The organism is Brevibacillus sp. NRS-1366 (assembly GCF_050467985.1).
The window spans coordinates 1-26,123 of the sequence record NZ_JBITPN010000011.1; the positions used below are offsets into that span (position 1 = coordinate 1).

A 26,123-nucleotide genomic window follows, 5' to 3' on the forward strand; every position below is an offset into this window, starting at 1 on the left:
TACAGTTGTGCTTGTTCTTCTCTATTCGTTCATGACTACATTGTATCAATTTGTCCCTTTCATCCCACATCTAAAGAAGTGGGCTTTCCCGTTCGGGAAATATGTAAATCTGCCTCTTCTCCTACCTCAGTCAAACCGTGTTCATCCAGCAAGTAACGTTTGCCTGTATTTTGGTACTGTCTTGAATCTTCTGAGGAAAAACGATTGATCAAAAAGCGTGGCGACTGCTTGTCTGCTTGCTGCATCGGAGGCTCAAACGTTAGCTCTTGGCCATCCGACACATGGATTACTGCGATATGATTGTGATATTCAATCGACAGGTCTTCCCATACTTCCTTTTCCTCTGGATCGAGCGTCATCGTCCGACCTGATTTACTTAAGGTAATCCTTGGAAAAGCCTTATCCTCTTGTGAAATCACATAGTATAAATATTTTGCTTTTTTGTTGCTCGCCAACTTGCGCAGCCCGGGCTGTACTTTTTCCTCTCCCTTTAAAAGCTGTGTGACCTGCTCGATCACTTCTGGAATAGTCGGCAGCTTGGCATGCTCTCCTACGACGTAGTATCTTTTTTTGATGTCTTTTTGAGCGTAGTTGGCACTAATATACGGTACCGTCCCATCTCCCAATCCTTGATCGTAGTAAGGAGCCCATTCATTGTGATAAGCATCAAACCAGTACCCTAAGAAGGTCGACTGCCCTGTTCCAATGATCGAATACTGTGGGACATTGATCGTTTTATTCTCCCATTTTTCATGCAGCATTCCACCCTGTTTGACCAAGGGCGCGTAGTTTAGCTGTATTTTTTTGTCCTTTAAAAATTCATCGTAAGTGTAGAGGTCATTTCGATTCTTTTTCAAGAAGCTTACTGTTTCAAAATACTTTTTGGACGGCAATAGCTCGTACACAGCCGGTGCGTACTCGGAAATGATCTTTCCTGTTTCCTCATCCATCCAAGGAATTGAGAAATTATAACCAAATCGGATTGCCTGATACGCTCTGGGGGAACCTAAAAAAGGAGTTCCCATATAAACAATTCGATTTACTTTTGACTGATACGAGATGTTTGACAATAAAGTCTCTCGTACCAACAGTCCGCCCATGCTGTGCACGACCAGATGAACTTGACGTGCACCAGACCTTTGTAGAGCTACATCTATTTTTTGTTTGAGGGAAGCGGAATTTTTCGTGCTGCTGTACCGCCAATCATAAGGCATTGCGAAAATGGTGCGATGCTTTTTGTATCCTGTTTTTTCTAAATGCTTTACCATGCTGTAGTATTGCTCCGTCATATTTCTGACGGGATCCAGTGGTGAGTAGGATAAATATTCAATTGCACTAAAACCTTCATCCGCTCGCTCTGGATAGATCGTAACTCCTCGTTCTCTAGGACTCACATCGACACTATTCGGCATAATCGGCTCAAGTGATAACAGTCTGCGATGTTTCGGATCATTGATCCCGATCAAGCTATCTCCAAGACCTAACCAAATCTCTGTCGTCTTGCCGCCCTCTTCTGCTTCCAAGCGAGAACCCCCGATACCCGGGATTAAAATGACGGGAATCGTCTTGGCTGCCACATCGAGCTTGTACGAATTAGGTGTAAAAGCAGAGCGCTTGCTAGCCATTACCTTGACAATGTACGTTCCGGGATTGGCATTCAAAATGATCTGTTCATTGGCATTCTTCGGCTTTTCCGATTTGGCCAGGACTTTTCCGGACTCATCCATCAGGTACAAATCTATATCCATCCCCTCCGGCATATCCTTCAAGTCAACAAAAATCGTCGATGCCAAGCTAAAGGAAAATTGGTAAAAATCTACATCTGTTCTGCTATGGAGATTACCAACCAGCGATGCACTGTAGTCGGGCACTAATGGAAACGCCTCTTTGATGGAGTTGTTTGGCTCGTATTCGTCTACCTTCGCATCACTTTGATTGTCTAAAACATCTGCTCTTAACAAATAGTAAAAGCTTTTGTGGAACGAGTCCTCGTTTCCTTTCACCATAATGTAGTACCATTTGTTCTTCTCCAACGAGATGCCTTCAATCGTCTCATCACTATTGCCAGAGCGCTCAGAACGGCCTATTTCCTCATTATCTGCATTAAATACATACAGATTGTAATCCTCTGATATCGGAATTTCTCGAAGCGCTATATTCATGAGACCGTCTTTTACGGCTTTTATTTTCCACATATCCACGTCGCCACTTTTCCCGATTTTGCCGCGACCATCTTTCCCGTCAAACAACCAGTCCGCTTTTCCGCTTGTATCGTTGGGCTCTAGTTCAAAAGTGACAGCTCTGCTTCTCAACGCAGCTTCATCGGGTTTATCATCTGCTGAGAACTCCTCATAGTAGTCATCTGCCCACCCTTGTATAGAAGCATTCCGTTTTTTGTACTCGGCTTCTTCCCTGTTATCTACATGGTCAGGGTCAGCGTCGCTCTCTACTCCTGCATCCTCTATGACTTCGTTTGCGATCAGCTCGACTCTGTCTGACTTTTTCCCCGCTTTTTTATCCCACGGAACTTCCCTGATCCCCATTTTCCCGTCATGCAAGATCGCGGTATCAGGGACCATTAGCTGCCAACTAGCCACAGGCTCATCTATGGAAGGCACGTTTAATTGAACTTTCAAGGGGTGGACGCTTGTTGGAATTACCGCTACGGACAACCGCGATTCTCCACGAAACGTACGAGTTATTTTCTTTCTGTCCTGAGTCAGCGTAAGTACAACTTTGGCAGGAGTGCCGGCAAGCTCAGCTTGAATTCGCAGCTCCCCCTCCTCCATCCAGGCCAAAGCGTCTTCAACAAACGAACGCCTTTCTTTGGCCCATCCGATCTGAGCAATATTTCCCCAGCATAGAACAAGCATCAATAGCAAAAGCGCCGCGCCCCTAGCTGTTTTCCCCACAAAATGACCCCCTCACAGTGAAGCAATTAACTTTCCTTCATGTTAGAAAAAGACAGAGAGGGGGTGCAAATATATTTACTGGGTCGTGTGATTACGTATTCCTTGCCTCTCCCATGCGTTTGCAATGATGCGGAAGGGCACGCGATAATCGGTCAGCTCATGACCATTGCCAGCCGTTTTATTGTTGTAAGGATACCCTTTGTTCACATCAAAGCGAAATTGAACGTGATAGTAGACCGCGTAACTCGCGTCCTTTTTAAAACCGTGCTGTTTGTCGCCCATGAGCGGTGTATCGACACCTTGCTCCCGTGTACCCAGCTTCGATGCTGAGTAGCTTGGACTTTTCCACAGCCCTGGGGTGACCTGACGCAAGAAAAGCTGAGATTGGAGTGAGGTTTGTCTCAATCCTGTTTCAGATATCCACGCTTGAGCAGAGGCAATGCCAGGCAGTTGACCACTGACCGGATGACGGTGACGTGGCTGCAATTCGATTTGGGCCAAAATACGTTCCCCAGCGTAAAAGTCGTTCGGCTGGCTGTTCGGATAGCGGTCCCGGGAATGGTACTCTTTCCATTCTTCTGTATGATGAATCGAGCCCGTCGCATTCGGTTCAAATACTTCAAATTCTCGCTCTCCGCCTTTTACTGTAATCGTAAAACGCCCTGTCATCGTCTTGTTTATGCTCTTCGGCTCGCAGACCTCTTCTTTGCTGCCGTCCTCTTGCTCAGTCTCAGAGCAGCTCTCATAAGACACATCAAACTGAATGCTGTAATCCATGGTAATAACAAACCCGTTTATCGCTGCTTTATATTTTTGTGCGTTTAACACTTGCCTCCACGTTGTCTGCGTAGGTACGATCGTACCAGTAAAAACATAATCTCCACCTGTTGATGCACTGCTTACTTGCCATTGCCCCGGTGTTCCGGGCCCAGATACTTTTAAATCCAACATCGCGGGGTTGTAGACAGCCATGCTTTTCGCATCCGAAATCCACTCTGGTACGGCAGATACCACGACATTTTTTATGTGGTCACCACTTACTGCTTGCTGCAGGACAGCTTTGTATTCTGTAATTTTTTGATTGATCTTTTGCTGGGTACGATTGAAGCCCTCGTTAATCTTTGTCTGGTCAATGACGACACGGATTTTCGCCGGCTCTCTCTCCCATACCCCATCTGCATTGATTTGCAGCTTCTGCAGCTGCCGATCGTCGGTATCATAAATCTCTAGGCCGATTTCTCCACCTTCAAAATTACCTCCGGGTCCCTCGGGATCGGGTGGTTTTGGATCGCTGCCGCCTATGACTTCAACAGGCCACTGGGCTCGGTTATCCGGCCATATCTTTTCATTGTCAGGCTTATTCTTGGATGGATTAATATTCGCAATAAAGTACTCGGATTTTTGCGGATACTTGGTCGGTATTGTAATTTTACGAACCTCTCCCGGATTAAAACCAGCTACATCCAGTACGGTTTCTTTGTCCGAGCTTTCCCAGCGTACAGCCAGTTTCGTATCATGGCTCAATTTACCGTCGTTCTTAATATCGAAGGAAATCGTCGCCTCGGTTCCAGGTTCTTGCGGGTCAGACGGATTAATGGCAAAGCTCGTTTTCACGATAAGCAGATTTTCGCCATCTGGATTAGGCTTTGGTGGTCCTTCACCAATTTGAACAAAAAAGTGTCCGTCACAACCGACACCATCGTAGATCTCAACCTTGTAAAAGCCGTCTAATAATTTTTTCGTATCCTTATCTCGAGGGAAGTTTACCCAATAACTGTTTCGACCAATACTTTCGCTGGAAAGGTATTCGCCGTTACGCTTCCACTCCCACTTGTTTGTGGCCGGATCTAACCATCGAACAGCGAATTTCGTATCTATATCAGTAAAAACCCGGAACATGTAGTTACCGTCATAATCGGCATCTGAAAGTTCGATAGTTTCGCCGCGCTTGATTTCCTTGGACCACTTTTTATCGGTAGATGAGGTGCTGTGCTGCATCATAACGAGGAAATCATAACACTTCCGGTCGGATTCAATCGTAAAAGATACCAGCTCGACGCAGCCTTTATCAGAAACAAACTCCAGCACTACCTGTCCGTAGGATTCTACGATATCGGCCGACAATATCAGATCAAACTTCTCATTCGCTGCAAGCTTTCCAGACAGCGCTGTCCGTTGGCTGCCATCCTTCAAGTACCACGTACCTGGTGCATTCGCCGAAAATCCCATATTCGTATCGTACTCATTTCCCATTGCCGTAAAAAATCTGAAATAAACGGGTCCTGGTAATGTAGACGGTTGTCCGCCGGGAGCTCCATTAAGAGTATCGCCCTCTGGTGAGAATGGGTTCGGTGGGTAGCCATGTACTTTTGCTTGAAGCATATTCTGTTCAGTGATACTACACGACACATCTTTCACTTTTATGGTAACTTCCCAATTACACTCTGGTCTATCCTCCCATGTTGTGGAGGTGTAATTCAATTTTAGTTTGTAGGTTTTCCCTTTTTCGAAGAGCAAGTCATGAACGTCTTTGCCATTGCCATACGGTAGATTCAATTTGTCGGAAGCGACCGATCCCCATCTTCCCCTCTCATTGTATTCGCCCGGCAATGAGACCACTTTTCCATCTGGTTTGGTAACATCCCACAGTACCCGTGCACCGAGAGTATCCCCGTTTTTATCTGTATATTTCGCTATGAATACTAGGGAATCAGATGCTAAGATTTCTATTGTTTCTCCACTTCGGACAGTTTTACCCGAGACAGAAACAATGGGGCATTTATCTATCTTGTCGTTATCTCTGGATACATCAAAGTTTTTTTCCCAACATTCTGTGCCATCATCGGACGTGTATACCACTCGATATCGACCAGAATCACCAACACTTGCAACTCCAGTTTTTCTGTCCCCTTTGTAACTGGACATTTCTACACCGTTGATTTTGAAGGTTCCAGGCTTTTTGGCGTATACACTGATTTCAGCGTATTTTTCTACGGCGATTGATGTTCCACCACTGGCAATGCCCGTATAGTTCTTTACATCCTTGTCACCATTTACGTTGATGTCCATTTTGGTTTTGCTGGAATCTACGGAACATGCCGGGCCTGGGTCGGGATCGCCCCCATCCCCAGGATCAGGAGGGGGAGAATCGCCAACTGTGAACTGATAAGTATATGGAGTAGATACACTCATACTTGGTGAGCCTTGGCGCGATCGGTGATGTCTATCCGTAATGGTGAGTGAGACTTCATAAACTCCGGCCTCTGTAGGCTTGTACTGATAGCTTTTCGCCCATGGGAAATCTTTCGGTGTACTGGTCTCGTTTACCGGTGGAAGATACCCGCTTTGATCTCGGATTTCTGTATTCGCTTCGAATGAATAGTGACCTCTGCCAGTAGTCTTGTTGATAACAGATAAATTCCAAATAAGAATGCCACGGTCATAGTAAGAATAGTCCGTGGCATTTGCCGTAATGGTCACTTGTTCATTGACCTGATATTTGGTTTTGTTGGTTGACACATCGCCTGTTGGCCTCGGCGTTGTTCGAAAGTGACCTACTGAAATGTACCCCCCACTTCCATTAGAGACCAAGTTATCTCCTTTTGTGTACCCAGCACCCCCAGATGCTGATGCTAGTTCTGCGAGGTTGTAGGCTTGGTAGGGTGAAAAATTTGGTACTTCGTTACTTGAAACTGTCTTACTATAAACATTAGCTGATCCACCAAGAATATTATTTGGATTTCCACCAAATCGAGTGATCCAGTATGAAGCTTCACTGTTGTCTACGAAATACCATCCTCTATCTGCCTTTACATTTGTATCAGCAAAACCTAATACTCTAGTATCATCAATAACTTGATCTACTTCAATTTGAGAAACTGTCGCACCGAGGCGCCCTGCTATGTCCGTAATTGAAAGAATATCAAACTTCCCTTTTGGTGCAAGCTCTTTATTTGAATCAACCGTAGCAACTACAATTCCATGATAGTTTGGTGCGGCATCTACAAAATTGGGCTGAATAGTAATTAACCCACACAGGAGGAAAATAGAAAGCACAGAAAAAAATAGTTTCCTGTGCTTAATTGATAATATTCGCATTTTATTTCGCGCCTCTCGGTATATGAAATCTTTGAGGATTAAAGCTTCGTTCCAAATCAGGTAATTTTGTATACATATAGATACCTGCATCGGTAGAGTCATTGTTATTTATCACAGTAAAAGCTAGAGAACTTACATTATTTAATAGAATGTTAAAAGACTGGTTGTTTAAGAAACCTTCTCTTCCGCTTTGTTTCGTAACGAACATCGCCCTTATCATGAAATTACCGTCACCTTTAGGAACCTTTCCAACAATCTTCCCGTTAACCACTTTTAAACTTTTATGAAATTCGTCAGCATATTTTGCACCGAGTTCAAGTTGCCATTTATCTTGCCAGAGAAACCGCAGGATATTGGCAGCATCACCACGTAGCATTGGCAAATCTTCTCTAAATTTAGGTTGACCGCTTGGTGCTGGCTTCATCCACCCCCACGTAATTAGGGCACCCGTATTCGTTAGATTTGGATTTTTCCCGCCTCTTAGCGGCTTCCACGCATTAAACACCAGCAAAGCCGCCTCTTCCTTCGTTAACTGCTTATTCGGATCAATCTTCACATCCGCCAATATCCCGGCCTTTTGCGCTCTTTCATATGTCTCCTTTGCCCAATGCCCAGCTGGCAGTTCTGTCACAGGATCCTTTTCCTTCACTCCTCGAATCGCCACCAAACTAGCTACAAACTGCGCCTGAACAATGGATTGATCTGGATAAAACTTGCCATCGGGATATTTCCAGATGTAGCCTTTTTGAAGACCAAACACGATGGCCTCTTTGGCAGGGTGGCCAGCATAATCAGACACAGGCTGAGCAGCATCCGCCTTATTCACAATCCAACCCTGGCTGCCACCCATTTGCCCAATTGTTATCCCCACTAGTAACACGCTTGTCCACAACGCCTTCAAAAGCGACCTCATCGTATATCCCCCTTTACCTTTTCAGACATTCTACCTATATTATCCATTTTTAGAAAGAGGTTGTTTCAAGTTTCTCTGTAAAAAGCTTCGGAGCATCCCTTCAGGCACATCCCCTTCCAGCCTGTCTTTTACTTGCCCCTTTTCTACGATAAAAATGGTTGGAGTCGCTTCTGCTCCCATACGCAGTGCTTCGTCCAACTCTTGCTTCTTGTGGATATCTAATCGCTGGATCATTTTTTCCGGATACTCCTGTGCCACTTTTTCAAACGTTGGTCCAAAAGTGCTGCAGTATGCACAGCTTTCACTGTATACATAAACAATTCTCACCTCGGATGCACTCATCGCACTCCAAGCAGTTACCGCCGTAAGCAGAAGAACGCCAACAAGTGTAATCCACAACCATGCTTTCCTCATTCCCAACGCCATAATCCCCCTCTGCTCGCTTGGATATCTCATGGTCCCTCTCATTTTCCTCTATGCAATTGTCAAGGAGCGATGCACGTATTATGCATGCTTCCCCTGAGACAAAAAAAGCCAGCCAGAAAGACTGGCTGACCGTATAAACCCTCTCTATTTTTTGGGCAGAAAAAAAGACGTACCCCAACTCTTGCAAGTTCGTACGCCGTGCTGGTGATCTATGCAAAAATACGTTACATAGTGTCCGTGCCATCTTCTTTCATCAAAGACCGAAGCTCCTCGACAAAAGCTTGACCCTTTTGAATCTCTTCCTCCGTATAACGCTGTTTGCTTTTGAAGGTAAAGATCTTGCCTTTCATCTCTTCATAGGGCAGATGACTGAAATACAAAATAGTGGAGACAAGCTCCAGAAACCGGGAATTCTCCTCGTTCATTCGCCGAATGGCACGCTCGCCACAGCCAAAGTCCACCTCATGGAAGCGGAGAAAATCGCGTCCTGTTTCGTTCAAGGTGTAGCGGTACATATGAATCGCGCCCTTGCTCTCCATTTGCTCATCCAGAAGTCCCATATTGCACAGCTCGTCCACGCGGAGCGTCAATTCCTCCGAATAGGGGCCGTACATGTGAAACTCGTAGCGCTCATCGAAATCCATCTCCAGATGTTTTCCTATGTACACCATTTTCTGTAGTTTTTTCCGCCCGCTCACAACGCCTGCAATCTCGATCAGGCGAATAATTTTGGCGTGACGATTAAGCATCTTCCATCACTCCCAGACGTTCTCGAATCTTCCGGGAGAGATCCCCCGGCAAAGCTATGACTTTATCCAATGGAAAGTACAATTTGTAGTCAAATCGCCGCTTTCCGCTAATGGCCTGTACAATCTCAGACTTCTGCGACAGCTCAACAAGTTCTCCCGACGGCATTTGGAGCATGATCGGAATTCGCTCCTCTTCTTCGCCGGCACGGTAAAAATCATACGGAAGATCGGAGGTCGTGTCTACCTCCAAATAATACATTGGGTCTATTCCCGCAGCTTGGAACTCTTCTTTCAACTCTGCCAGCAAGCGAAAATCCCTTGGATTATATTCGACGTATTTAAAGAGATTCCTGTCCAGAAAACGAGCGCACAAATCTTTCAAAATCGGATCGTTTTCTTTGCGCCACATCTGCATGTAGAAGAGAATAATGGATTCGTCGAGAGCCAAATAATCCGCCAGCTCTACCTTATCCTGTAGAAAGGGCAGCAGCATGATCGGCTGTTGCAAAAAAGGATAGCCTTGCGAGAATAATAATTTGGCCCGTTGAAAAATTTTGCACAGAACTACCTCTGCGCTGCGTGTCACCGGGTGAAAATAAACCTGCCAGTACATTTGATAGCGAGACATGATATAGTCTTCGACCGCATGCATCCCGCTGAATTTAAAAACGATGCCATCCTCTTGCGGGCGCATGACGCGCAAAATCCGCTCGATCTCAAAATTCCCGTAATTGACTCCCGTATAGTACGCATCGCGCAGCAAGTAATCCATTCGATCCGCGTCTAATTGGCTGGAGATCAGACTGACGATCAGCTTGTTGTCGTACGTTTTATTTATCACTTCGGCAAGCTTTTTCGGGAAATCATCATCAAAACGGCGAAGGATGCGATTGATCTGCGTATCTCCCAGCAAAATGGCCCGCGTCCAGTCCTCGTGATGGTACTTGAACACTTTTTCAAAGGAATGCGAAAATGGCCCATGTCCGACATCGTGGAGCAAGGCTGCACATAGACAAAGCAATTTTTCTTCATAACTCAGTTGAATACGTCCTTCAAATGTCTCCAAAATTCTGCGCATCAGCTCATAGACGCCTAGTGAATGGTTAAATCGGCTATGCTCGCCGCCATGAAAGGTAAAAAAGCTGGTGCCCAGTTGCTTGATCCGACGCAGCCGTTGGAATTCTGCCGAGTTGATCAAATCCCAAATAAACTTGTCTCGCACATGAACATAACGGTGAACTGGGTCTTTGAATACTTTTTCTTCATGAAGAAGCTGGGGCTGTTGCATCCTGGACACTCCCTTCCTCTTATCCGTTCTCTCTCTTTTTTTCTATTTGGTAATTTGCCCTAATCATACCATACCTCTTTCTTACAGAAAAACGGGACGTATCGCGCTGACCTACTGTAGCAGGAAATATGGATATTCAGAAGTAAAAAATGAGCAATTCCCCATGTAAGATGGGAAATGCTCATTTTTGCTGAATCAGCGATTACTCTTACTCTATAGATTTTCCTGTTTCAACGCATCAATAATGTTTGCTTTTTTCACTTTTATGCTCGCGTAATACATGGACAAGCTCACGATAACAAATACAGCAGCAATCACATACAGAATGCTAGTCCAAGGCAATACGAATTCGTACGAAAAACTATACATGAAGGAGCGGTAGATCAACACCATAATCACTGCACTAATTGGAAGGCCGTAGGCGAGCGCCTTGATTCCGTAAAATATACTTTCATAGTTGATCATTCTATGAAAGCTTTTCGGCGTCATTCCAACCGACCTCAGCATCGCGAATTCTCGTTTGCGAAGAGCCACGCTCGTCGAAATCGTGTTGAATATATTGGCCATCGAAACCGCCGTAATTAATGCCACGAAGCCATATACAAAGACAGACATGAACAATATCTTTCGTTCAGAGCGCTGTCTTTCTTGAAACAGGTTCATGAAAGTTAAATCCTTCTGCATTTCTTCAATATTTTGTTGTGTTTTCAAAGGCTCCTTGCTTTTCAGGTAGAGTCCTGAATAAGAGCTAACAAAGACGCTTTTTTTCATGAGCTGCTCGAAGACGGGCTCGGACACGACAAGATTCACTTGAAGGATACTATCGGTTTGTACAATTCCCATAGGGAAGTGATCAGTGACTGCCGCCAGCTCCACCTGGTTGACCACTTGCTGTTTATCATCTTCGGAGACGAGATCCAGCATTTCCCCGACTTTCCCATTGACTCTCGTCTCGATAAATTTACCCTTTTCATCTAGGAACGTCATGGTATCAATCAATATGGCGGTCGGTTGATCCGGATTCGCCAGCTTCGTATACTCTACACCAACCTGTTTGGCATACGCTTTCAGCTTGTCTTCGCGCATGGCATTTACACGGATATCGTATTTATACAAGCCGTGTTCTTGATACAAATACACTCTTACATTTTCAGGGACGTTTTCCTCTGCGATCCACACGAAGTTGCCATTCATTTGTTTCATCCAATTAAATTCAGAAACACTTTCCAACGAGGTGATCGTTTTTACCACTTGTTCATCTTCTAGCGTTGCCCCTTCGCCGATTGTGTATATAGCGATATCATAGTTATAGCCTTTTTGTGAAAGCTCAAGTGATTTCTGCAGGTTGGAAGTGAAAAAGGACACGGACAGAAACAGCACGATACTAATGACAAGGGAAAAAACAGTAGCGTAATACCTGCGTTTGTTTCTTTTTAAATTTTTCAAGCCAATCTCCGCTTCTATGCCGAATAACCGTTTGACCAGCTTCGAGGTTTTCAATGTCTTACCTGTGAGTTTAATATCCGCAGTTTGCCGAATGGCGTCGATGGCAGAAATTTTAGAGGCCCTTTGAGCTGGGAGATACGTGGAAATGAATATCGTGATAATCGAGACCAGACAAGCGAGTGCAATCGATAAAGGCGTGACGACCAACGTCAGTTTTTCAGTGACACCCATCGCATCCTCAAGGATCGGATTGATAAAGCCAAAGGTAATGCCGATACCAAGCATGCCAAAGATGACGCCCAAGGGAATGCTTATGGCGCCAATCACCGCTCCCTCAAAAAATACCGAATTTCGCTTCTGTCTTCTCGTCGCCCCAACACTTGAGAGCATCCCGAGATGACGTGAACGCTCCGAAACAGAAATCGCAAAGGCATTGTAGATTAACGAAACAGAGCCGACGACAATCACAATCACAACAATGAGGAATAACGAATTGTAGGTTTTGCCCAGTCCGCCACCCATCACACCATAATAACGAAGTAGCGAATCATTCGTTTTAAACGAGCTGATGTTGTTTTTCTCTGCTAGGTCATTGGCATGATCAAATACAGTGCTATCGATGTTCTCTACGACAACGCTCACATCAACGGTCTGGTTTGCATCCAGCATGTGCTCATCTACATACGTAAGGGCCGTATACCCCGGCGCCCACGTCTGCTCCCATGTAGGACGTTTGATAAACCCGACAACGGTATACGTCTCGGTTGTTGTATGCGTTAAGGTTTCCACGCTCGCACCAGCGCTAGATCGCAATTGGTCATTTTGCGACAGATTCGTATCGCTAGGTTCAGCCTGATTAAAACGCTGCCCAACCTCGAGGGTTAACTGATCCCCAATCCGGTAGGTGACCTTGGCATTCGTGGCGATTGCTTCCGAGAGAACAATCTCATCCGCTCGCTCAGGAAGTCTCCCTTCGCTCAATTCAATCGGGAAGTTTGTAAAGCCTTGGGCATTATACGCTTTAATAAACAAATAAGGCTTGTTGACATTTTGACTTCCTGGCAGCCAGGCATAGCCGCGTTCCTTTGAAGTCATGAGTTGTTTGGTTTGCGTATCCTGCTTGATCGCTTCGAGCTGCTCTTTGTTTACGTTTCTGTACAGGACATGCCATTCTCCATAGTCTTTTATCGTTTCCTTTTGCATCAGCGCCAAAAAAGACGAACCAAGCGTGATGACAGCCGTTACCATAGCCACTGAAATAATGACTCCAATAATGGTCACAAGCGTCTGTTTCTTATTTTTCATTAAATGTCTGAGCGTTAGCTTATTGATGATATTCACGGTCGAATGACCTCATCTCTCGCAATCCTTCCATCTTCAATCGCGATAATGCGATCAGCCTGCAAAGCAATTCGCTCATCATGGGTAATCATAATCAACGTCTGACGCAATGTTTTGTTGAACATTTTCAATAAGTCAATGATTTCGTTGCTGTTTTTACTGTCTAAATTACCAGTTGGTTCGTCTGCCAGTATGATAGCGGGCTGATTCATCAACGCTCTTCCTATCGAGACCCGCTGCTGCTGACCACCGGAAAGCTGGTTGGGCAGATGATTTAAGCGATTTTGTAAATTCAACGTCTTCACAAGATCCTCAAACTGCTTCTGATCCACCTGATGCTCATCAAGCAAAAGCGGGAGCTGCATATTTTCTTCCACCGTTAAAATCGGAAGAAGATTGTAGAACTGATAAATCAAACCGATTTGTCTCCGCCTGAAAATCGCCAGCTGCGTTTCATTCAGGCTGTACATGTCCGTACTATCCACAAACACTTTTCCGCTCGTTGGTCGATCTACACCGCCTAGCAAATGCAAAAGCGTTGATTTCCCCGAACCGGACGGACCGACGATGGCGACGAACTCCCCTTTGTTCACCGAGAAGGATACGTCATCAAGCGCTTTTACTGCCGTATCACCTTTTCCAAACACTTTAGACAGATGTTCTATCTTCAGAATTTCCATGCTGAAACCCCCATAAGTTTGTCGATGGATGTAGTATATCTGCCCGAAGTGACTTTACAGTGACTGGAAAGTGACAGTCTAGTCACTTAGCCACGGTTGACGATTTGCTTGTAGAAGCGAATCCGAAATTGGGTTCCCTTATGGATTTCACTCTGAACATCTATATCTCCATTCTGCTTCGTTATAATGCTGTGAGCCATCGAGAGACCAATGCCGCTGCTGCCCTCGCCAGCACCCTTACCTTTGTAAAAACGCTTAAAAATATAAGGGATCTCTTCCTTCGCAATGCCTTTACCATTATCTTTGATCATAATCTCCGTAAATAGTGGGTTCTCTGAAAAGGAAATCGCGATTGTTCCACCTGCCTGCGTATGTTCCACACTGTTTTTTAAAATATTGATTACAGCTTCGGTTGTCCAATTTAGATCACCTAGAAAAGAGACGCTGTCTTCGCCCGTTATCGAAACCGTTTGTTCTTTGATGTCGATTGGAATGAGAACAGGCTGTAACGCTTTTTCCATAAGCTTGGCCACCATGACTTGATCCTTCTTGAACTGTACGGTGCCTGCATCGAGTTTTGAAAGTTTTAATAACGAAGAAACAAGCCAATCAAGCCGTTCGAGTTGGATACGAATATTGCGGGTAAATTCCGTTCTTTTCGCTTCAGGCAGTTTGGTGTCGTCTAATAAGTCCGCCATGACCATCATGGAGGTTAGAGGTGCTTTGAGCTGATGGGATATATCCGAAATCGCGTCTGTCAGATGGATTTTGTCTTTATGTAAAAGGGAGCTCTGCTCCGACAGCATGACGGTTACTTTATAAATCGTATTTTTCAGAATGCTGAATTCCCCTTCACGATTATCTCGGACGTCAAGGGAATAGTCACCGCTGCTAATTTGCCGCAAATAGCCAGATAGCTTTTCAATCTCATGATATCTCAATCTTGTAAAAAAGAGGCTGCATCCAATAAGTAAAATGGAAGTGAGTAGAACGAGGACTACGGCAGCAGACGGAAAAAAAGTCGCGACTACAAGCATAATTAGACTGATCGTACACATCACCAAGAGTACGAGGCGGATCTCGCGATTACGCAGCATGCTACTCACCGACCTTATACCCTAAACCGCGTACGGTTTTAATGATGGTTGGAGCTTTCGGATCATCCTCCAGTTTTTCCCTCAGCCTTTTCATATAAACGGTTAACGTATTGTCGTTGACAAAATCCCCGGCAACATCCCAAATTTGTTCTAAAAGCTGATTTCTGGAGAGGATCTGCCCGATATGGTTAGCGAAGATCAACAATAAGCGGTACTCCAAAGCAGTCAATTGAATTTCATCGCCATGTTTATATACTTTTCCTTCAAGTGTATTAATTCGGATCGGATCGATTTCGATGATTGCCTTCGCCTGCGGCTGCTTATGATATCTTCGCAAAACCGATTTAATCCGTGAGAGCAGCTCGCGAATTCGAAAAGGCTTTGTAATATAATCGTCCGCCCCCATATCAAGTCCCATCACGACATTGACCTCATCATCAACGGCCGTCAGGAAAATAACGGGAATGTCGCTTTGCCCCTTCACTATTTTACACAATTCATACCCGCTTCCATCCGGCAGTGACAAATCGAACAGACATAAAGCGAACTGATTCAGCTGCTCGGCTACAACCTTTTTCGCAGATGCGACGTCATGGCACAGAACCGTGGAATACTGGTCCTGCTGCAGAGAATACTCGAGTCCAGACGCAATTGTTTTATCATCTTCCACAAGTAAAATATTCATTGGATCATCATCCTAATTTGAATTTTTTCGAAAAATGACTAATGACTTATGATTGTATCTGTAATCATATTAAAAAGGGTGAGGATTAGCAAAGGAGCAGCCCCGGCTGCAATATCTGAAGCACATGCTGCTGTTTGATCGTTACATGCAGGACAACCCGAAGTGAGTACAGCGAGTCGCAAGAAAAAAAGCCCTCACCAAGGATGAGGACTTTTGTAACCTTATATCCTTACTGCAGCTCCGCCTCTGGCCCGTACAAATCCGGGCGTTTCGCCGCTTTTTTCGCCAGCTTCTTGATCTTGCGCTGAGTCAGTACGGTGTAGAAGGAAGGTACCACAATCAAAGTAAGCAAAGTAGAGAATAACAAACCGGAAATAATCGTGACCGCGAGCGGCTTAAACAGCACGTCGCCTGAAATAGCGAGCGGCATCAAGCCAGCTACAGCAGTCAGGGAAGTCAACAGAATCGGACGCAGACGTGCCTCGCCCGCTTGAATGACTGCCTGCTTCAACTCGACTCCTGAGTGACGGGCTTCTTCGATAAACTCGATGAACACAATCCCGTTACGCACTACGATACCAGACAGTGAGATGACTCCCATCATAGTCATAAAGCCAAGCGGTGTCTGGGTGACGAACAAGCCAATCAAACTTCCGGATACGGCGAGATATACGGTACTCATGACCAGCACCGGGATAGTCAGTGAATAGAACTGCATGGCAATCAAAATCAGAATTAAGAAAACGACGAGGATAGATAGTTTACCCATATCAATAAAGATGTCTGTCTGCTCCGATGTCTCCCCACCAATCTCATAACGATACCCTTCTGGCATAGACATGCCCTTGAGCATAGGTGCAATCTCTGCCATGACCTCTGTGGCCGTCCGATTTTTGACATCACTTGTGATCGTCACACTGCGGGACAAATTACGATGCGGGATCGCTTGTGTGCTAAAAGTCGGCTTTACTTCTGCCAGTTGGGAAAGAGGGATCAGCTCACCTCGCGCATTGGCAATGCTGAGCCGCTGGAACAAGAGGGACGGCTCTTCCTCCCCTTTTTGCAAAAACAGCTTCATGTCTACCAAGTCACTGCCAGTATCGAATTCACTGACTGTAATACCCTCGCTGACTAGTCGAAGCGTCTGGGACAAATCCGTATAGTTAACCAGCTTTTGCTCCATCAGCTCTTTATTGACTACAAATTCAAGTGTATAACGCTCAACCCCGAAGTCGTCCTGTACATCGTAAGTGCCGGCTAGCTTGGCAACTTTATCTTTGACCTCCGTTGAAAGCGTACGCAGTGTTTCAATATCTTCACCATATAGGCGAATCACGACTGGTTTGCCAACGGGTGGCCCCGCCTCTAATTGGGTAGGAAGAATCGTTGCTTCCGGGTACAAGTTTTTAAATTCTTCCGTCCACGGCTCCAGCATGTTTTCAATCTTGGTTTCTTTTTCATGAAAGCGAACGACAAGCTGACCTACCGTTATGCCGTTGCCTGCTCCTGTATCGCCCCCGAACATTTTCGGAGCACTGCCACCCGAATACGCTGCTACTGACTCAATCGCAGGCTGCTTCAAAATCCAGTCAGCTACTCCATTCACGACCCGATCCGTTTCCTCTAGACTGCTTCCGACCGGAACACGAACATTGACAAGAAATTGCGGTCGATCATCATTGGGAAATAGCTCCACAGGAGTGAGCGGAATCAAACCGTACGCTGCTGTGCCAATCAAGACGCCGACCATTCCTGCTAGCAGCGGGCGCTTCAAAATTCGCGGCATTAGTCTGCCCGCATACCAATGAGTCAATTGTGTCAATTGTTTACCTAGGAGGCCAGCCGGCTTGCGATAACCCTCTACGCCTCCCTTGCGCCGATGTTCGTACCACTGGCGGAAGATCGGGATGATCGTCAGCGACATAATCATCGAAGCCAGCATGGTCAGCGAGATGATGACGGGAACGGGTCGGATGAACTGACCGACGTTTCCGTTCAAGAACATCAGCGGGGCAAAGGAAGCAATCGTCGCCAAAGTAGCCGTTACGATGGAAAGAGAAACCTCTTTGGCTCCCTTCACCGCTGCCCTAAGCGGCTTTTCGCCCAGTACAGACAAACGCCGTTCGATGTTGTCATTAACCACGACAGCATCGTCGACCAAAATCCCCAGCACGATGATTAACGAAACAATCGAAATCATATTTAAAGAAATGCCCAGGGAAGGCAGGAACAAAAGCCCCACAGCAAGCGAGATAGGAATGGCCAATGCAACGACAAAAGACGTAATCAAATTCAAACCTAATGTACATACCAACAGAACCGCAATTACTGCGATAATCATTTCCCGGGTAAGATCACTGAATAAATCATCGACACGCTCATTCTGACTGTAAATCGGATGTCTTTGTGCCCAAACCGGCAACGTTTTATCCAGTGTAACCATCATTTCATCCAATCGTTTTTGCAGCGATGGCACGTCACTTCCCGTCTCTGCATTGACGCTGACAGTAATGGACGGCTTTCCATTAAAGTAGGAATTGTACGTGACTGTCTCGGTCGCCATTTTCACCGATCCGATATCTTTCAAATAGATCGGAAAGCCCTCTCGGGAACGGGAAATAATCACCTTATTCAGCTCTTCGACGTCCACATTTTCCGCTAATTTCAATTGATAAGTGCGTTTGTCGGTTGTCAAATCTCCGAGCGGAATTTTCTCATTTTCCTTTTTGACAGCCATCATTACCTGACCCCAGGTAATCCCATACTGACTCAGCTTTTGCGTATCTACCTCGATACGGACTTCCTGCTCGGGTATCCCTTCGACCAGGACATCCGCAACATTAGGCAGTGTCCGAAGCTGATCCTTCCACGATTTTATCATCGTACGCAGGCTGTACAGCTGCTCTTTCGTATCAGCAGTGACTGCAAAGCTTTGGACAAAGGTACGGTTCAAATCATCGTTAATGATCGGCTGCTTCGCATCAGCAGGAAGATCAGCCTCTGCGTCCTTTACTTTTTTGCGCAGCTCATCCCATTTTTGTTTCGGATCTACATCGCCTTTCGCTTCCACAATGATGGAGGAAACCCCCAGTGACGACGTAGAGGCGACGTAATTCAGTCCTTGCAGCTCATTAATCTTTTCTTCCAGCTTTTTGGTGACTGTCTGCTCTACCTTTTCCGGGGAAGCCCCAGGGTAAATGGTTGTGACGGTTGCCATGTTGATGATAATATCTGGTGACTCTTGCTTCGGAAGCTGAAAGAAGCTGAGGAAACCGACAAGCACAATCATCGTGAAGAACAACAGCGTAATCTTGCGCTTGCGGACGATGTACTCGATCACGGACTCGTACCCCCTGCCGCCTCGATTGGGTCGCCGTCAAACAAACGGTCGACACCTTTGACGATCAGTTGGTCCCCCTCTTTCAATCCACTTTTAATCTCCAGCTTGTCATTCGTGATCTGACCGATCTCCACACTTGTTTTGATCGCTTTGCCGTCATGATTTACAAAGACATGAGCGTCATTGTTCCCTCTGCTGATCACAGCCTCGACCGGGACAAATATTCCGATTTGCCCTTGCATCGTCTTGGTCGCTTTCACCACCTGACCTGCAAACCAATCATGCTTGGGATTCGCAATCTGTACCTCTACACCGATCGTTCCTGTGCTTTGGTTGGTGGCAGGGAAGATTTTCATGACCTTTCCATCCCGTTTTTGTCCATAGAGATCAAGCGAAACGACTTCTCCCTCTTTCCACGTGGAAATCTCACGGTCAGGTACCGGCAGTACGACCTTCAACGTGTCGATATGGCCTACCTGATATACAGGAGTTCCTGATGCGACTAATGATCCTGTCGAGGAAAGCTTGGCGATGATCGTACCGTTAATCGGCGAGCGAAGCTGTGTTTTCGCCAATGTGCTGGCTGCCACTTCCTTGGCAATCACAGCTTGGTTGTAGGTAGCACGGCTCAGATCCTTGTCTTCTGCACGTGCACCCTGGGTAACGAGCGAGTATGCCTGCTGTGCATTTTGCAAATCCTTTTGCGACAGAGTCAATCCGTTCTTTGCATTTTCGTAATCGCTTTTGGAAATGGCTTTTTCCTGATAAAGCTGTTCAATGCGTTTGAAATCATCCTGCATTTTTTGATACGCAATCGTTGCCTTTTCCACAAGCAGGCGAGCCTGCGTGATTTCCTGCTCCTGCGCTCCGTTATTCACCTTGCTGAGATTAGCAGCACTCTGCTGGACAGCGGCATTCGTCGAAGCTACCTGGAGAGAATAATCCTGGGCATTGACGCGTGCAAGTATATCTCCTGCCTGGACGGTATCCCCTTCATTTCGATTCAGTTCTACGACACGTCCGCCCACCTCAAAAGAAACCATCGCCTCTTCCAAAGGCGCCAGCGTTCCCGAAAGCTCGGATACAGCGGCTGACTGCTCCTTTTTCACCGCTTCCAGTACGACATGCTTTACTTCTTTCTCCGGTGCAGCTGCTGGCTGCCCGCCATTGCAAGCTGATGTGCCCAATAAACCGAGCATCGCTACAGAAACAAGCCATTTTCTTTTCATGACTTCCTCCGCTCCTATGTATCTTCGCTTTTTTACGTCTTGCTGATCCCCTGCAACAAAATGTCCGAAGCGTTCTCAAACAGCTTCTCTTCTTCGAAACTGATGTCGAGATTCACCCTGTACTTAGCCATAAATGCATAGAAGAAGGTAGAGACAAACATGAGAGCCGCCGTGCAAGGATCTGCCTTGGGCAAATATCCCTCTTCCTGAAACTCCCCTAGCTTGTTGCACAGGACATCTACTGCCGTCATTGGAAGACTGCTAAACAGCTTGACGACTTCCGGGTGGTTATCTGCCTCGATCATGCAAATCATCAGAATTTCTTTACGTTCAACCAGCAAAGAATAGTACGTCTTTGCGTAACCGACTAACAGTTCTTTTATATTGGCATAATCGCCTTGTAACCCTTGCTCCAGTTGTTGCCGTACATCCAGGATATCGTTTAACAGCTCTTCGAGAATGGCAACCTTGGTTTTAAAATGGCGAAAAACGGTGACTTCATTAACTCCTGCGAGCTCCGAAATTTTGCGTGTAGTTGCTCCTTTGTACCCTTTTTGCGCCATCAGCTGTCGTGCGGCCGATAAGATTCGCTTTCGTGTCTCCTGTTCCTCTCCCTTTCCCACCAGAGAAGGATCTATCTGTGGGTGATCCATAATGCACCTCCTAGTCATGCAAGTAATTGCTGACATTTTCAATATTTTCCAAGGTCATTATATCCCGCACATGTATGTATGTAAATACTTGCATGCGCTTCCAATAGAAATTTTTTTGCCTCTCTTCTCGCCACCTTTCCCTACAGAAAAAGCCCGATTCACTCAGGCTTTTCCTACTCATCATTGATTATCGTTTCGTATGAGTTTTGATCTGAGAGCCTGGATCGTGCCGGAAGTTGGCAGCGTACTCTACCAAATCAATCTCGCAGCCAGGTCCAATAACTACGTTGTTCCCGCGAACGACCTTTGCTCGGGTATATTCCAGGTAGATTTCATCTCCTTCGACTGTGTCCACAGAGAGGGTATTGCTGAAAATGTGCTTCAAGAGCTTGTTTAGCGTACTGCTCCCCGCCTTGCGCACCTCGATATGCTCTCCCCCTATTTCTCTCGCCTCACAACCACCGTGCAAATAAACCTCAATACGCCCAGCATTCAATAGACCTCCGACAGTAAAGGAGCCTTTGGCTTGAAACAATTCCGCTGCACAGTCACCCGTCGTTTTTAAAAATCCACGCAGAATAACTTCCTCTCCCGCCAGATTCCCATGTACTTTGGCAGTGCCATCCACCCTCAGCTTCGTAAAGTCTACATCGCCATTTACATCAATCTGGCCGTAGACCTCCATTGTTTCCATTTCTAACTTGCCGCTGATGGACGCATTTCCTTCCACTTTTGCTGACGTTGCCATTACATCACCAGTGATGCTGACATGGCCAGCGCAATGCAGCTCCTGGCACTCGACATTTCCTTTGATCTTGCCAAAGCCTTGTACATTGACCTGGTTATACTCGCCCCCCGAAGCATTCACCGAGCCATGTATGATCAAGTCTGGCTTACTTGCCTGTTGCATAAATTCGGCCTCCTTTATTTACGAAATCTTGGCTTTCAGTTCTTCTATGCATTTTCCGAGATTCAGCCGCTTCACCACTTTTACACCGCTGTCGAAATACAAGTCAGTCGAGCTGGACACCAAGACAAACGTCGATATGCCCATCTTCCGCATAAAAATGAGTTCACAAGGCTTCCCTTCTAGCTTGGGATAATGGCTCGCCAAGACTTGAACCAATCCTGCTCCCTCATCCAAGCTCATCTCTCCTGTTACAAGTAAGCGTTCGAGTATATAGGCGTACAGAATTTGATGAAAAGAATACGTTTCTAATTTACCCTGCTGGCGAATGAACAGCTCCAGCGAGGTATTGGAAACAATGTTACGCTCCAGCATTTCTTCAGGAGACAACATGGACCCGGACAAATTGGGGGAAAACATGTCAGCCAGCTCATCCAGCGATAAGCCTTCCTTCATATTGATGATTTTGTCGATCCGCTCCATGATCTGCTCTCTAGGGAAAAAGGTCTCCTGCCCAGTGAAGGTTGAACGGCGAATAAACCACTCCTCTGGAATCAGATTTTTTCTTTTCCAGCGGTACAGTTGGCCGTACGATATCCCGGTAAGCTCCAATAGCTCCTTTTTCGAGATGACATTCGAATCCATAATGAAGCACCTCCAAAAACAATGTAACATAACACTGTTACGCTATCAATCTGTTTTTTGATTTGACACAAAAAATGGACTCCCGAAGAAGTCCTTTTACGTACGTTCTTTATTTAAATTCGGCCTGAATCAACCGTTTCATATCCGTGGGCAGTGGGGCGGTGACAGCGATCTCCTCTTGGAGAACAGGATGTGCAAACCGTAGCGATGATGCGTGCAGTGCTTGCCTGCGCATCAAACCTCTCGCTGCACCGTACATCGTATCGCCTGCAAGCGGATGACCAATGTGTCCAAAATGAACCCGTATTTGATGCGTACGTCCCGTCTCCAGCCAAACTCGAACGAGACTCATGTCAGCGGAACGTTCTGTTACCTCGTAATGCGTAACAGCATGATCTCCTCCTGTTGTCACCCGGCGCTTGGTCGGATGGCGTGAATCCCTGCCGATCGGTGCATCAATCGTACCAGCATCGTCCGCGAGAAGGCCGTTGACTACAGCAAGATACTCCCGATGGATGCCACCCTCCCTTAGCAGACGATCCGCTAGTTGATGACCATAGCTGTTTTTTGCCACCAAAATGGCTCCCGATGTTTCTTTATCGAGCCGATGCACAGGATGGAAGCTTACTTGTTGACCTTTTGCCAGAAAGAGGTCTGCGAGTATATGAACCAATGTTCCGCTTTGCTCATGCTTGATTGGGTGAACCATCATACCTGCCGGTTTATTCACGATCAAAAGATGGTCGTCTTCATACAGGATTTCGATCGGGGTGACGTTTTCCTGCGCAATGACACGTTCCACAGAGGTGGACGGCACATCATGTAACGGCTGCCTATCTACTACCCGAACGGCTATTTGATCCCCTGTCTTTACCTGTCGCTCTAGGAAAGGCTGCTTTCTGTTGAGCAAAATGCCTTTGCTTCTCGTCAGCCGCTGCATCATACGGCCCGACACGTTCATCTTTTGCCGGACGATCTGTTCCACATTCATCCCCGTGTCTTCTTCTGTGACGATGTATTCCATCCAGTTTTTGCGGCTCACGTATTATCCCTCTGTTCCATGCTTTTTTCCTATTGTAGCAAAAAGCAGCCCGCCATGCCTTTTTGCTTCCTAGCCGCTATCGGTGAATATAGATCTCGTGCAAGATCGTATCAAAGTCAGCAACGGCTTGATGCTGTCCCATTTCTAATAGTTGTGTCACATATCCTTCGTCAGCATGATATTCCTGTCCTAGCAGACGTCCCGCAAAGTAGGTATGTAAGTACTTTTTCCAACGCAGTCTAATCATAGTAATGCCTCCTCATTCATTTAATAAACTTTATTGTATAATAAGTATATTATAAGGTTTGTAATTTTGTAAACATTTTTGTTTATTAAATAAAAAAAGCCGCAATCCCTTTTTACAAAGAGATTCCGGCTTCGTTTTCTTTTATTAGCCCTTCAGGTTTTCCGGGTTCAGTCCTAATAGCTCTGGCAGAACGAACAGGCCGTCTTTGCGGATCAGCACATCGTCAAACCAGATTTCCCCTCCACCGTACTCGGGACGCTGAATATTGACCATATCCCAGTGGATTTGGCTGCGGTTTGTATTGTCCGCATTTTCATAAGCGCGACCTGGTGTGAAGTGGAAGCTGCCCGCAATTTTTTCATCGAACAGAATATCATTCATCGGATTCAGAATGTATGGATGGACGCCAATCGCGAACTCCCCGATGTAGCGCGCTCCCTCGTCCGTATCGAAAATTTGATTCAGCTTTTCGGTGTTGTTGGAGGTCGCTTCGATAATTTTACCGTTTTCGAAGGTCAGGCTGACGTTTTCAAATTTGGTCCCCATATAGCTCGTTGGCGTATTGTACGTAATTTTGCCGTTAACGGAGTCGCGCACTGGCGCCGTAAAAATTTCCCCGTCTGGAATGTTGCGCAGCCCGGAGCAGATGACATTCGGAATATCCTTGATCGAGAAGGTCAGGTCTGTGCCCGGTCCAACCAGTCGAACTTTATCCGTACGAGCCATCAAATCCTTCAATGGCAAGAAGGCTTCGTGCATCTTTTTGTAATCGAGGGAGCAGACGTCAAAGTAGAAATCTTCGAATGCCTCTGAGGACATATTCGCGCTTTGCGCCATCGCTGCCGTCGGATAGTTGAGAAGTGTCCAGCGAACATTGGAGATCAAGTAATCATTGAGGTCCTGTATCACTTTTTGGTGAGCACGGCGTCGTTCAACCGGAACATCTGACATCTCGCTGTCATTTTCCGGGCCGTTGATCACGATGTAAGCATCCAAATCTTTGTACATCGGCTCTTCCCATTTCACCAGATGCGCGGCACGCTCCTCGCTTGCGCCAAGCATGAGCTCGCGTTGAATCGTCGGATCGAGTATTCGCACAAACGGATAGGCGCCCAAAGCGTATGCCTGCTTGACCAGTTCTTTTGCCAGTGCGTGACCTTCCCCACGAACTTCGATCAACAGACTTTCTTTTTCCTGCAGGCGGACAGAGTGGCCGAGCAGATTTTCTGCCAGTTTTACGATACGAGTATCCAACATGCTTATCTCCCCCACGTTCATAGATTGTGATATGTACAAAAACCACGGCTGTTAAAAAATATTTTACCGAATAGACTGACCTTTTTCAATTAACGATTGGATTTGCTTACTCGTTTCTTCCAGATCGGTCGCATCCAGTTGATATTGAATCTGCTTCACATAAGCGCTCTGTTTATTCTCATAGCGGGGATCGTAATAATAGACTAAAAGGGAAGCAATGGCAAAACGGTAATCCTTGATGCGGAGTGCTTCCCGCAAAAGTGCTGCCTGCTCGGTAGGCATCCGTCTCGCAATCGAAGCATATGCTGGCTCGACCTTTTCCGCAAAATCTGACCGCCACGAATACGGTGTTACGTATTCGTCATAGATTCTCTGTACGCGAACTTCGAGGGGGGCTGTCAATTGAATGTGTACAGCCTGTTCCTTGGCCTCTAGTAAAAAAGGCGGCAAAATGGCATTTCCAATCCGTTTGCTTTCTGCCTCCATGACAAAAAATGGCGCATCCTGGTGTCGTCTCAACGTTTCAAACAGCCGGGCATCAAACATCTTCTGATTAGCTGGCTTCCCTTTGCCGATATGACCAAACACAGAACCCCTATGACCGGCCATCCGCTCTAGATCAATGATCGGCAGACCTTTTTCCTCCAGCCTGCCCAGCAGTTCTGTTTTCCCAACGCCCGTCATACCGTGCAATAAATAGATCGGTACTCGCATTTCGTATGGCTGGATGGTTTCCAGAACATGCTGGCGGTATGCCTGATAACCGCCTTGCAGACGTCGTACTCGCAGCCCGGCAAACGTGGAGAAGGTAGCCATTGCCCTACTGCGCATTCCGCCTCTCCAGCAAAAAATAGTAGGCGGCTCTCCCTGCTCTTCTCCTCGCTGACGAATCGCCTGCATCAACGCGTCCATTTTTGGGGATACGATTTGCATGCCCAGCCATTGAGCAGCGGCCTGCCCCTCCTGCTTGTACATCGTACCTACCTTTGCCCGTTCAAAGTCGCTGAACAGCGGAATATTGACGGCTCCCGGGATCGACTCTCGCGCAAATTCGCCCGGTGATCGGACATCTACCAAATTGCCGTATCCTTTTAGCAATAATTCTTCAACGGTCACCTCTTGCAATTTTACGTCACCCTAACTTCTGTTATGCTAGATTTACTAATTT

At 46.2% G+C, this 26,123-nt stretch carries 19 protein-coding genes and 1 pseudogene; all 20 read right to left on the minus strand.

The features are described 5' to 3' along the window. Positions 1–59: 59 nt before the first annotated feature. Positions 60–2,912, minus strand: coding sequence for an alpha/beta fold hydrolase (locus tag ACIFQN_RS05605; protein ID WP_429832063.1), 2,853 nt, complete (start codon positions 2,910–2,912; stop codon positions 60–62). A gap of 75 nt (positions 2,913–2,987) precedes the next feature. Continuing rightward, complete coding sequence (locus tag ACIFQN_RS05610; protein WP_429832064.1) at positions 2,988–6,968, minus strand: ABC transporter permease; 3,981 nt, start codon at positions 6,966–6,968, stop codon at positions 2,988–2,990. A 43-nt stretch (positions 6,969–7,011) separates the two neighbouring features. Further along, a complete protein-coding gene (locus ACIFQN_RS05615; protein ID WP_429832065.1) occupies positions 7,012–7,923 on the minus strand; it encodes an S-layer homology domain-containing protein in 912 nt (303 codons plus the stop codon). Positions 7,924–7,962: 39 nt separating this feature from the next. Next, positions 7,963–8,337 carry a thioredoxin family protein gene (locus tag ACIFQN_RS05620; protein WP_429832275.1) on the minus strand — a complete coding sequence of 125 codons (375 nt, stop codon included), beginning with the start codon at positions 8,335–8,337 and terminating at the stop codon, positions 7,963–7,965. A 236-nt stretch (positions 8,338–8,573) separates the two neighbouring features. Next, the gene (locus tag ACIFQN_RS05625) at positions 8,574–9,098 is read right to left on the minus strand and encodes a YwgA family protein (protein ID WP_429832066.1); all 525 of its coding nucleotides are present in this window, start codon (positions 9,096–9,098) and stop codon (positions 8,574–8,576) included. After that, complete coding sequence (locus ACIFQN_RS05630; protein ID WP_429832067.1) at positions 9,091–10,386, minus strand: HD domain-containing protein; 1,296 nt, start codon at positions 10,384–10,386, stop codon at positions 9,091–9,093. Before ACIFQN_RS05630 ends, ACIFQN_RS05625 begins: the two co-directional genes overlap by 8 nt. 213 nt (positions 10,387–10,599) lie before the next feature. Continuing rightward, a complete protein-coding gene (locus ACIFQN_RS05635) occupies positions 10,600–13,173 on the minus strand; it encodes an ABC transporter permease (RefSeq protein WP_429832068.1) in 2,574 nt (857 codons plus the stop codon). Beyond that, positions 13,170–13,853: an ABC transporter ATP-binding protein gene (locus ACIFQN_RS05640; RefSeq protein WP_429832069.1), complete on the minus strand. Its 684-nt coding sequence runs from the start codon at positions 13,851–13,853 to the stop codon at positions 13,170–13,172. The genes ACIFQN_RS05635 and ACIFQN_RS05640 overlap by 4 nt, the downstream gene beginning before the upstream one ends. Positions 13,854–13,939: 86 nt before the next feature. Beyond that, positions 13,940–14,347, minus strand: coding sequence for a sensor histidine kinase (locus ACIFQN_RS05645; RefSeq protein WP_429832276.1), 408 nt, complete (start codon positions 14,345–14,347; stop codon positions 13,940–13,942). An 81-nt stretch (positions 14,348–14,428) separates the two neighbouring features. Beyond that, positions 14,429–14,950 (minus strand): annotated as a pseudogene (locus tag ACIFQN_RS05650) (histidine kinase dimerization/phospho-acceptor domain-containing protein); the annotation flags it as partial. A gap of 1 nt (position 14,951) precedes the next feature. Further along, entirely contained in the window at positions 14,952–15,635 is a 684-nt protein-coding gene (locus ACIFQN_RS05655) for a response regulator transcription factor (protein WP_429832071.1), read from the minus strand. A gap of 229 nt (positions 15,636–15,864) precedes the next feature. Beyond that, positions 15,865–18,975 carry an efflux RND transporter permease subunit gene (locus tag ACIFQN_RS05660; protein WP_429832072.1) on the minus strand — a complete coding sequence of 1,037 codons (3,111 nt, stop codon included), beginning with the start codon at positions 18,973–18,975 and terminating at the stop codon, positions 15,865–15,867. Continuing rightward, entirely contained in the window at positions 18,972–20,204 is a 1,233-nt protein-coding gene (locus ACIFQN_RS05665; protein WP_429832073.1) for an efflux RND transporter periplasmic adaptor subunit, read from the minus strand. The genes ACIFQN_RS05660 and ACIFQN_RS05665 overlap by 4 nt, the downstream gene beginning before the upstream one ends. A 32-nt stretch (positions 20,205–20,236) precedes the next feature. Next, on the minus strand, positions 20,237–20,857 hold the full coding sequence (locus tag ACIFQN_RS05670) for a TetR/AcrR family transcriptional regulator (RefSeq protein WP_429832074.1): 621 nt from the start codon (positions 20,855–20,857) through the stop codon (positions 20,237–20,239). A gap of 187 nt (positions 20,858–21,044) precedes the next feature. Then, the gene (locus ACIFQN_RS05675; RefSeq protein WP_429832075.1) at positions 21,045–21,767 is read right to left on the minus strand and encodes a polymer-forming cytoskeletal protein; all 723 of its coding nucleotides are present in this window, start codon (positions 21,765–21,767) and stop codon (positions 21,045–21,047) included. An 18-nt stretch (positions 21,768–21,785) separates the two neighbouring features. Next, positions 21,786–22,409: a YhbD family protein gene (locus tag ACIFQN_RS05680; RefSeq protein ID WP_429832076.1), complete on the minus strand. Its 624-nt coding sequence runs from the start codon at positions 22,407–22,409 to the stop codon at positions 21,786–21,788. 109 nt (positions 22,410–22,518) lie between these two features. Next, entirely contained in the window at positions 22,519–23,451 is a 933-nt protein-coding gene (locus tag ACIFQN_RS05685; RefSeq protein WP_429832077.1) for an RluA family pseudouridine synthase, read from the minus strand. A 76-nt stretch (positions 23,452–23,527) separates the two neighbouring features. Beyond that, on the minus strand, positions 23,528–23,698 hold the full coding sequence (locus ACIFQN_RS05690; RefSeq protein ID WP_429832078.1) for a hypothetical protein: 171 nt from the start codon (positions 23,696–23,698) through the stop codon (positions 23,528–23,530). Positions 23,699–23,842: 144 nt separating this feature from the next. After that, positions 23,843–24,955, minus strand: coding sequence for an aminopeptidase (locus ACIFQN_RS05695; RefSeq protein ID WP_429832079.1), 1,113 nt, complete (start codon positions 24,953–24,955; stop codon positions 23,843–23,845). Positions 24,956–25,018: 63 nt separating this feature from the next. Then, entirely contained in the window at positions 25,019–26,071 is a 1,053-nt protein-coding gene (gene mnmH, locus ACIFQN_RS05700; RefSeq protein WP_429832277.1) for a tRNA 2-selenouridine(34) synthase MnmH, read from the minus strand. Positions 26,072–26,123: the final 52 nt, after the last annotated feature.